The organism is Bacillus sp. USDA818B3_A, from assembly GCF_009928415.1.
Taxonomy (GTDB): domain Bacteria; phylum Bacillota; class Bacilli; order Bacillales; family Cytobacillaceae; genus Neobacillus.
In genome coordinates this window covers 25,460-35,236 of record NZ_JAABNN010000024.1, presented here as the reverse complement: position 1 = coordinate 35,236, position 9,777 = coordinate 25,460, and the positions used below count along the sequence as shown (strand labels likewise).

Here is a 9,777-nt window from a genome sequence, read left to right as displayed (position 1 = left end):
CTCAACCCCCGAAGGTGGAAGCAAGTCGCTTCTTCGACAGATGAGAGAGGTGCTCAACCCCCGAAGGTGGAAACAAGTCGTTGCTTCGACAGATGAGAGAGGTGCTCAACCCCCGAATGAGGAAGCGAATTGTTGGTTCGACAGATGAGAGGGGGAGTTCCTCAACCTCCCCAAAAAAATCATTTGAACAGGCTTTTATAAATCTGTTGCTTTACCTCTCGGTTTCAATTTTGATTTAACAAATAGTTGGTCTATAGTTCCTAGCACAAGTGCTAATATTAAGGCTAATAGAATATGTGAGTTTGCAAAAAAACCTTGAGCAAACATACCAATTAGGTGATTTAACCCCACCACATCGCACAAATAAGTATTGACCAAACAGAAATGAAAAAACCTATACATCCAAAACCTGTTATGTATAAAAGCTTATAATTTTTACCCAAGTTTCTTTCCTTTATCATCCAATATGAGAATAAAGGGATAATTAAGTATATTAGAATACTTATAACAGTAGTAATTGTTAAGTAAAAGATTACCGCATGATTTGTATTAAATATTTGTTCATCCAGATAATAGGCAAAGGATTGTCCGTATATGCCTAATAAAGTTGCAACGTAAATATAAGGAGAATTAACAATCTCTTTGTTCCTTAGAATAAATATCATGGAAAGCCGACTATCCCAAAAAACCGTGCAAAACAATATCACCAATCGCGTGCGCAATCATTGCGTACTCTAATCCCTTTTTCCAATAAAGGTAGCCAAAAATAATTCCAACGAGTCCATTGGAGACGAGGGTGCGGATAAAGAGGATGGGTGTAATCACTCCAAAAATCTGCTGAGCTGCTGGAAGATGGGAAACTCCAAATAGGATAGCAGCCGCAATAATTCCCGTCCAGTACATCCACTTTTTCCTTCCTGAAGTTTTTCCGAACAATTTATACAAAATCCAAACAATAAGCGTCATAAAGAATAAACGGACAAGTACTTCCTCAAATACCCCTCCCTGTAAGAAGGTGAGGATTCCTGCCAAATGGGATACAGGTTGAGCTTTGCTGGCTAATTGGGGTAGAAGGGGTAGGAAGACAAACGTCTCTAGTACAATAACCGCCAAAATCCCAACAACTCCTGCTGCAAGAGCCTGCCAAACATCTTTTTTCTGAAATCGAGCATTTCCGGTGCCTGTCATCCAGCGCCGAAAGATGGAAGCATCCAATCCAAGTTTTTCCCCCATAATAAGTCCAAGCCAGCCCAAGATAAAAGCCATGATTAATTGTTGGATGATGGTAACTGCAATGCCAACAGGTAAAGGGATTTTAACTGCAGCTAGTGTACCTCCGAGAACCGCAGTTAAATAGGGAATAGCGGCTAACATCCCAACTAAACATAGGATTGTTAAGAATCCAGCCAATTTTAGGTGCCTCATAATGATCTCCCTCTCGATATCTTTTATTCTCTCTATTTACCAACGATCTGCTTGCTGTCAATATTTTTTGTCATAAAATGGTCTCCAAGCCATGATGACAAACAGTTCAAAAATTCCTTTGCAAGAGGTTCTTCAAACAACTGTTTATAGATTTTCAACGTATTAGCGGCGTCCATGATGCCGGGCCAGCATTTTAAAATATGAGTCATATCCTTGATCACATGAAGTTCTGCTTCACCAGACACCGCAGGTATGACTTGTTCAGAGGCAGCAAGGGGCACCTGCCAATCCTTGTCACCAGCTATAGTGAGAACAGGGCATGTGATTTGTCGGAGGTCTGCACACACATCATATTGATAAAATTCTCGCAGCCATTTAGCGGGGAATTTCCTTCCGGCTACTCTCATAATCTCCTTAGTGCTGTTCAATAGTTTTTCATCGAATTTAGCATTTGTCTTTTTTGCTTTTTCTGTCGCATGTAAGGTTCTAATCAGCCATCCCTTAAATCCACCTAGTTGATTTAAGGAATCATACGCTTGCTGGCGCTGCCAGTTTGTAATTTCCTGCATGGGCATAGCCCCACCACATAAAAGGATTACACCTGCAGCTGGTTCTTTGACATAAACCGCCGGTGAAAGCTGTGCACCCTCACTGTGGCCAAGGATTATGGTTTTGTTTTCATCTACCTTTGGATGTCGTTTCAGATAGCGAAGGGCTGCAGTTGCATCGTCTGCCAAATCCCGAAATCCCCGGGTATAGGCGTCACCCTCACTCTGATGGGTGCCGCGTTTGTCATAGCGCAGTGTAACAAAACCGAGGCCTGTTAGGAATTCAGCCAAGTCTTTATAGATCCCCATCTTAAATTTTGGGCTGTTGCCATCGCGGTCACTGCCGCCACTTCCGGGGATAATCAGGACAGCAGGAAAAATGTCTTCTGTTCCAATCGGTACAGTCAGCGTACCTGAAAGTTTTACCTCACTTTGAATGACAGCATTCTCTTCTCTAATAGGATATACCATAATCAATCCGCTCCCCTTTCCGGATGGAAGGTTAAATTCGCTTATTCGTTCATTGTAAACATCAATTGTTTTGATTATTATCATTCTTAATAATGATAATAATGTATTTGGCGGGAATTGTAAACTGTTTTTTTGAAAAACTTGCTAATTAGGAGAGCTTAGCAAATAATTCAGGCAACATAAATGAATGGTTTTAATAACGTATTAGTAATGAATAAAATTACCGCCCAGCATTAGTTCTGCAAATCTTGTCTCCATATTAGGTAGAAAAGGGGGATTGTTTGATGGTATGGACTATTTTTATCTTTCTTTTGATTGTATTTATTGTAGGTCCTGCTGCCTTGTTACTGTGGTTAAATATTTTAGCTAAAAAGCCGCAGCATTCGGTGATCAGAGCACATCCATATTTGGGATGGATGCGCTACTTATTAGAAAAGATTGGCCCGGAATTCAGACAATATTGGTTTGATGATGACAATAGCGGCAAACCATTTTCACGAACAGACTTCTTAGGGATTGTTTTTTCTGCCAAATATCGAAGTGATCTTATAAGCTTTGGTTCCAAACGTGACTTTGAAAGACCAGGGTTTTATATTGCGAATGGTTTATTCCCTCTGTTAAATGAAGAGTTAAGGGTAGACAATCAAGAAAAAGTCCACTCCATGAAATATAAAATTGATCATGAAGGTTTGTTTACGCGGCACGAACAATTGGAACAGGATCAAACAACACGTTGGCTTTACCATGAGGAAGACACGATAATCGTTGGGGGTGAGCGGAAATTTCCATGGAGACTTCGCGGTCCATTCGGAGCCTCTGCCACTTCATACGGAGCAGTTGGCGAAAACTATATCCTTTCAACAGGTCATGGCAGCTGTATGGCAGGAGGTTCATGGATTAATTCGGGAGAGGGAGGAGTTGCACCAGAACATTTAGAAAGTGGTGCAGATGTGGTAGCTCAAATTGGCCCTGGTTTATTTGGCTATCGCGATACTGAGGGGAATTTTTCAATGAGTGAATTTAAGTCGAAAGCTAAAGAAACGAATATAAAAGCGTTTGAACTTAAATTCGGCCAAGGAGCAAAAATCCGTGGTGGACATTTGGAAGGGTCGAAGGTAACAACGAAAGTAGCAAACATTCGCAGGGTTCCAGTGGGGAAGACCATTAATTCACCAAATCGTTTTCCATTCTTGCATAATGCAGTTGAAACGTTGCAATTTATCAAAAGGCTGCAAGAGGAAGGCGGGAAACCTGTTGGAATCAAAATGTTCGTAGGAAATCCATCCAGCTTGGATGAATTTTTCGAGGCCATGAATAACCTTAGGATTTATCCGGACTTTATTACCGTTGATGGCGGAGAAGGGGGTACCGGCGCCACTTACAAATCAATGGCAGATAGCATGGGGCTTCCTTTATATCCTGCTTTAATTGCGGTTGTTGATAAGGCCTATCAGTTTAGGGTACGAAATAAGCTGAAAATCTTTGCTTCAGGAAAATTAATTTCAGCCGATAAAATTGCGATTGCCCTTGCCATCGGTGCAGATGCCGTGAACTCTGCGCGAGGATTTATGATTGCTAACGGCTGTATTATGGCTCTTCAATGCCATTCTGGAAAATGCCCTACCGGGATAACCACCACCGATCCAAAATATCAAGAAGCACTTGTGCCAGAGGAGAAGAAATGGCGTGTCATGAACTATATCATTAATGTACGTCAAGGTTTGTTTGCCTTAGCTGCAGCTTGTGCCATGGATAGCCCCCGTAAATTCACTCGTGATCATATTGTATTTAAAGATGTCGATGGGAAAATAAAACGGTTATCTGAATTGTTTCCAATTCCTGATTCTTCGGATGAATTTTTTAAGAGATCTTTATAGTTTAATAGAAATGAAAGGGAAAAAAGCGAATGACGTATCATTATAATGTGGCAATACCACAATAAGCTAGGTGGTTTTGAAGTCACTCAGGGCCACCATTTTTTATGGATTTATTAAAATAATAAAAATTTTCTCATTTTATTTGGCTTGTCTAATTGACTAGTCCTAACCCATATGTGTAAAATACATATATAGTAATTCCGTGAAATAAAGTCATAACCAAGAGTATTGAACTCTACATACCTCCGTTCCATAGGAGGAAAAAATAGAGAAATTTAACAAAGCACATGAGGAGGAATGAAGATGGCACAAAAGGTAATGGAACCAAAAAAAGAAGTTCAAAAAGAGGAAGCTAAAAAAGTAGAGGTTACAATAGTAGAAGGGCCAAAAGTTGAGTTTCAAGAAGTGGAGCAGCAAGAAGAAACAAGCTATGCTTCAGAGTCATTTATTGAAACATTTTGGGATCAATTTGAAGGCGCAGTATCTCAGAATAGAGAAGTTAGAGCACAAGGCCAAGAACTTTTCTTAAATGCTATAAAGGAAACAACAAAGTTCAATGGAGCATACCGAAAAACTTTAATGGGTCTTTTTGAGGATGCAACAAAAATTAATAGCGATTGGCGGAAAAGCTTATTCCAAAACTCTATTGTTAAAACAAATGAATCTTTTCAGGAAGTGACTGAATCTTTTAATGGTCAAGTAAGTGAAGTAGCTAATAAATTAGAGGGGCTTTATTTAACTCCAATTAACACTGCTTTTGACTTAATTGAAAAATCAGAGAAGCTTGTTGAACAAAATAGTGAGTCATTCATTGAATCTACAAATGAAGCATGGAACGCTTGGGAAGCTATCACAGACAACTATTTAAAACAAACTAGAAATATTCATCAAAATTTTGCACACCAATTAGAAGATAGCTTGCGTTTATTTTTTCCTCAAAAATAAATAATCTACAAATTTAAAGTAGATGAGTTCTTCTTGTTAAGGAATATTCTTATTGCAGAAAAAAGCAGCTTTACCTTCACTGGAACGCTGCTTTTTTGGTACATTTAAAAGTTTAAAAGGGTCAGGTTAAGAAAGGTAGAATAGTATATTGGAGGTTATTGTTGTGAATGAACAAGAAGAAATGTTGATTAATAAAACATCTTTAATTCTAGAAAAAGATACAAGTAAGATGTCCTTAAACGATATTATTGAAGAATTGGTTACTATTATTGAACAAAAAGTGAATGGATAATAAAGTCGATCTGAAGAATAATCCTATTCATCATATCCATTGCCACTATGATATCAATTATACAAAAGGGACACGAGTGTGTCCCTTTTGTTATTGACGCTGTTTCTGCATCTGCGGCATCCGTATCGTCAACAGCATAATCAAGATTCCGATAATCACACAGATGAAGGCCATTACATGAAAATGACTTGTTGAAAAATGCTTCCCGAATAAAATGCCCAGTAAACTAGAAGAAAAAATCGTCCCTATGTAGCGTGATGTCATAAAAAGACCTGAAGCAGTGCCGGTTTCGGCAGGGGGTACGAACGTGTATAGCGCCGTCTGCAAACCAAGATTGTTAAACCCGTTACTTAATCCAAGGACAGATAAACAAAAGAATATCCATGCCGCCGTCGATGAACCTTGGATGGTAAGTAGAAGTAAAGAACCTGCAATCATGCAGGAGGTCCCGGTGATTAAAGCAGGTTTTGAACCACGCTTGTCAATCCATCGACCAGCAAGTGGCGACACGATAACACCAAAGCCAGCAATGGAAAGCATGATAAGACCTGTAGTCTTGGAATCGAAATGGCGAACATTTTGCAGATAGAGCGGCACCCCAAAGAAAATGGAGTAGAAAATCACATTCACCAGGATAAACTGTATATACACAAAACTCAGATTCAGGTTGTTTTTAAGCTTTAATACTTCGATAAATGGATGCGATTGTTTTCTTTCGTATGTATAAAAAACGAAGATAAAGACCAGGCTTACCAAAAGTTCAATCCAGTTCACTCCACTTTCCCATGACAGTAAAAACAATAGTAAGCTTAAAATAGACAAAGCAAACAAAAGGATTCCAATATAATCAATGAAGACTTTCTTGCTTCGATCTCTACTATCCTTTGGAAGAATAAATAGCCCCAGGAAAAAGGCAGCCAAAATGAATGGGAAGTTTACCAAAAAGATCGCTTGCCAATCCCAGTAATGTGTGAGAAATCCGCCGATAGAGGGACCAAATGCGGCGGATACGGATGTAAAAATCGAAAGGACACCCAGCGCCTGTGCTTGATTTTTCGTGATTGATTTACGGATGATTCCCATTCCTGCCGGGAAAAGCGCGGAACTTCCGATAGCCTGGATGATCCTGATGGCAATCAGCCAGCCAAAGCTCGGAGAAAAGGGAGCGGCAAAGCATGCTGCTGCAATCATAATCAGTCCGATTAAATACATCTTCTTAAGACCAAATGCATCGCCAAGCTTACCCATGACCGGCTGACCGATACCACTGGCAAGATAATAAGTGGAGATTAGCCACGAGGCATCCGCAAATGATAGGGAAAATTCATTTTGGATCCGGGAAAGCGCAACGGCAATCATGGAAGAATTCAAGGGGTTCAGCAACGTTCCCAAAGCAACGGCAGTAATAAATAGAAAGCGGTTTTTGGTTGGTTTAGACATAAGTTTTTCCTCCGGTGATTTTTAGAAGCAAGGGGACGGTTCTCTTGCTTCCAATAATAAAACATATTGGCAGAAAAAGGTACTGATAGGAACTGGGTTATTGTATAAGAGACAAAAAAGATCATGTAATAAAGCAGAAGGAAAGTGAGCGTGATTGTACAGATACTGTGGTAGTTTAATTCTTGAGCTAATTAATTGTACTTTTCTCGGTAGGCTATCTTTGTTTTATTTTTGATAATAAAATGAAAGAGGAAAAACATATTAAATGCCATTTAAAGATTCATTAGAAGCCATTTTGGGTTTATTGATTGGGAGCTATTATTGTAGAGTGGAATACTTTCCACACTCCACGGAGGTTATTCATGATAACTCTAATCGGGTTAAAGGTGGGAAAGAAGTAATCATCAAAACCCCTTTAGCTCAACAAGAAAAAATCCACCTTGCTTACAGATGGATCTTCAACTCTAACCCTGTTAATACTATTTATCTAAAATCCGATACCAATGAAACCGCTACATCTGAATCCTCCACAACTGAATCCACCACAATGGAATCCACCACATCGGAATCCGCCACAATGGAATCCACCGCATCGGAATCCACCGCAATGGAATCCACCGCAATGGAATCCACCACAGTGGTGTCCGAATTGGCGAGGATCTTGTAGAAGTTGTTGCCCATAAGGGTCAATTGTGTTCAGCCCACCAACTTGGTAATGATCCATGCCTAACATTTGTAATTCATTTTGAAAATTTTGCATAGTAACCTCCCCTTTATAAATATCTTAAAACAGACCATAAACCGAGAGATTCATTAAGATCATTTTTAGTTCCGTTAGAAAAACCACTAATATCTCGGGTACTCTCTTCAACAAGGTATGATTCAAATTAGGTCACTGTTACTGATTTAGGTGCCTATTTCTAATTGTGAAATATTATGGATAACCCTTAAAGATGAAGGATTATTTAATAGATACAGTCACCAGTAGAATTGTTGTGATAGTTTCTACCCTCCAGGCATAAATGGCGGACTACAGGGAAGTAAGTGTGAATAAATTTGGGATGAATATGCAGACTATTTCTTAAGATACGGTTAGTTATGTCCGTATTATGTAAATTGGATCTCCGTAAGGCTCTTTTTTCATACTTCAGCAGTACTGAGGCTGGAAATGGGAGCATTGTAATACAGGGATTCCTATACTGGGAGTTGTTGGCATGTTCTTTTTATTAAATATATTAGGGATTTTGATTGTTTTTGGGCTGGTTTACCTTTGTTCCCCTAACAGGAGAATGGTAAAGTGGCGTGCAGTCCTTAGCTTAGTTATCGTGGAATTGCTAATTACGTGGTTTATGCTTGGGACAAGAATTGGGATATGGGTGATTAATAAGATTGCATCTTTCTTTACCTTTCTCATAGATTGTGCCAATCAGGGAATTTCCTTTGCTTTCCCGTCCGCAATGGCGAACCCTTCAGTGGACTTTTTCTTTAGTGCTTTAATGCCGATCATCTTTATCATTACCTTCTTTGATATCCTTAGTTATTTTGGCATTTTAACATGGATCATTGATAAAGTTGGTTGGGTAATCTCTAAGGTTTCAGGGCTTCCTAAATTGGAAAGTTTCTTCTCACTACAGATGATGTTCCTGGGAAACACAGAGGCATTAGCTGTTATTCGCCAGCAGCTTTCAGTGTTGAAGGAAAACCGTCTGCTTACCTTTGGAATTATGAGTATGAGTAGTATTAGCGGATCCATCATTGGGGCATATCTCAGTATGGTGCCAGGGAAATATGTTTTTGCTGCTATTCCTTTAAACTGCTTAAATGCCTTGCTTCTGGCAAGCGTCTTAAATCCTCTAGAAGTTCCTAAAGAGGAAGACATTGTATATATTCCTACTAAAGCAGAAAAGAAAGATTTTTTCTCTACCATTTCGAACAGTATGCTTGTCGGTATCCGTATGGTTATCGTTATTTTGGCTATGGTAGTTGGATATGTGGCATTAACTGCCTGTGCCAATGGAATCTTAGGATTCTTTATTCATGGACTCACTGTTCAGAAGATTTTTTCCATTATTTTTAGCCCTTTTGCTTATTTACTTGGATTATCTGGACATGATGCTATGTATGTGGCTCAACTTATGGGTATTAAGCTTTCTACGAATGAATTTGTTGCTATGATGGATCTTAAAAAGCACATTCATTCCCTTCCTCCACACACGGTTGCGGTAGCGACGACATTTTTAACCTCATTTGCTAACTTCAGTACTGTGGGAATGATTTATGGAGCAATTAGTTCCATAATGGGTGAGGAAAAATCCCGTATTATTGGAAAAAATGTCTGGAAGTTGTTAGTGAGCGGAATTGCCGTTTCATTGTTGAGTGCAATGTTCGTTGGTTTATTCACATGGTAAGGCTTATCCTATGGATAGGTCTTTTTTACTATTATGGTCAAGCATCTAAAAAAAAATGGGCAATCATAGCGGAGAGCAAAAAATAGTAAAAAAGTTTTATTTACTATTTTTTTTTTAGGGTTATCATTATATCTATTGAAAATTAAAACTATTTAAATTTATAGCACTAGGGGAGCCGGACAAAGTTCCGGCTGAGATTAGACCCTCATGGTCTTAACCCTTACTACCTGATCTGGCTAATACCAGCGTAGGGAAGTGTTTATATCATAATTACGGATTTTAATTGTTCCGCTTTTAAGATATTCTCAGGCCCCTCCAGTGCTAATTAAAATGGAGGGGTTTTTATTATTTGAACAAATTCGATTTCCTGT

The 9,777-nt window shown here is 39.1% G+C and carries 8 protein-coding genes and 1 riboswitch; of the genes, 4 read left to right on the top strand and 4 right to left on the bottom strand.

Annotated features, from left to right (window positions below):
- Window positions 1–675: 675 nt before the first annotated feature.
- A complete protein-coding gene (locus GXK58_RS23630; protein WP_160725632.1) occupies window positions 676–1,425 on the bottom strand; it encodes a CPBP family intramembrane glutamic endopeptidase in 750 nt (249 codons plus the stop codon).
- Window positions 1,426–1,457: 32 nt separating this feature from the next.
- Entirely contained in the window at window positions 1,458–2,444 is a 987-nt protein-coding gene (locus GXK58_RS23625; RefSeq protein WP_160725631.1) for an alpha/beta hydrolase, read from the bottom strand.
- Window positions 2,445–2,728: 284 nt separating this feature from the next.
- Here GXK58_RS23625 and GXK58_RS23620 point away from each other — a divergent pair, with 284 nt between their 5' ends.
- The 3 genes from GXK58_RS23620 to GXK58_RS27600 all read left to right on the top strand — a co-directional run bounded on the left by GXK58_RS23620 (window position 2,729) and on the right by GXK58_RS27600 (window position 5,558).
- Window positions 2,729–4,321 (top strand): FMN-binding glutamate synthase family protein, encoded by a 1,593-nt coding sequence (locus tag GXK58_RS23620; protein ID WP_160725630.1) that lies wholly within the window; start codon window positions 2,729–2,731, stop codon window positions 4,319–4,321.
- A 303-nt stretch (window positions 4,322–4,624) separates the two neighbouring features.
- Window positions 4,625–5,266 (top strand): hypothetical protein, encoded by a 642-nt coding sequence (locus tag GXK58_RS23615; RefSeq protein WP_160725629.1) that lies wholly within the window; start codon window positions 4,625–4,627, stop codon window positions 5,264–5,266.
- 163 nt (window positions 5,267–5,429) lie between these two features.
- Window positions 5,430–5,558, top strand: coding sequence for a hypothetical protein (locus GXK58_RS27600; protein ID WP_272928180.1), 129 nt, complete (start codon window positions 5,430–5,432; stop codon window positions 5,556–5,558).
- A 90-nt stretch (window positions 5,559–5,648) separates the two neighbouring features.
- Here GXK58_RS27600 and GXK58_RS23610 read toward each other — a convergent pair whose 3' ends face one another.
- Complete coding sequence (locus tag GXK58_RS23610) at window positions 5,649–6,998, bottom strand: MFS transporter (protein ID WP_160725628.1); 1,350 nt, start codon at window positions 6,996–6,998, stop codon at window positions 5,649–5,651.
- A 487-nt stretch (window positions 6,999–7,485) separates the two neighbouring features.
- Window positions 7,486–7,722: a hypothetical protein gene (locus GXK58_RS27790; RefSeq protein WP_442862501.1), complete on the bottom strand. Its 237-nt coding sequence runs from the start codon at window positions 7,720–7,722 to the stop codon at window positions 7,486–7,488.
- Between the two features lie 490 nt (window positions 7,723–8,212).
- Between GXK58_RS27790 and GXK58_RS23600 the strand changes: the two genes are divergently transcribed.
- A complete protein-coding gene (locus tag GXK58_RS23600) occupies window positions 8,213–9,406 on the top strand; it encodes a nucleoside transporter C-terminal domain-containing protein (RefSeq protein WP_160725626.1) in 1,194 nt (397 codons plus the stop codon).
- Window positions 9,407–9,564: 158 nt separating this feature from the next.
- Window positions 9,565–9,677, top strand: a riboswitch (TPP riboswitch).
- Window positions 9,678–9,777 lie beyond the last annotated feature (100 nt).

Coding starts and splice junctions, on each gene's coding strand:
- GXK58_RS23615 (WP_160725629.1), top strand. CDS start 4,625: ATGGCACAAAAGGTAATGGAACCAAAAAAAGAAGTTCAAAAAGAGGAA.
- GXK58_RS23610 (WP_160725628.1), bottom strand. CDS start 6,998: ATGTCTAAACCAACCAAAAACCGCTTTCTATTTATTACTGCCGTTGCT.
- GXK58_RS23600 (WP_160725626.1), top strand. CDS start 8,213: ATGTTCTTTTTATTAAATATATTAGGGATTTTGATTGTTTTTGGGCTG.
- GXK58_RS27790 (WP_442862501.1), bottom strand. CDS start 7,722: ATGGATCATTACCAAGTTGGTGGGCTGAACACAATTGACCCTTATGGG.
- GXK58_RS23630 (WP_160725632.1), bottom strand. CDS start 1,425: ATGAGGCACCTAAAATTGGCTGGATTCTTAACAATCCTATGTTTAGTT.
- GXK58_RS23620 (WP_160725630.1), top strand. CDS start 2,729: ATGGTATGGACTATTTTTATCTTTCTTTTGATTGTATTTATTGTAGGT.
- GXK58_RS23625 (WP_160725631.1), bottom strand. CDS start 2,444: ATGGTATATCCTATTAGAGAAGAGAATGCTGTCATTCAAAGTGAGGTA.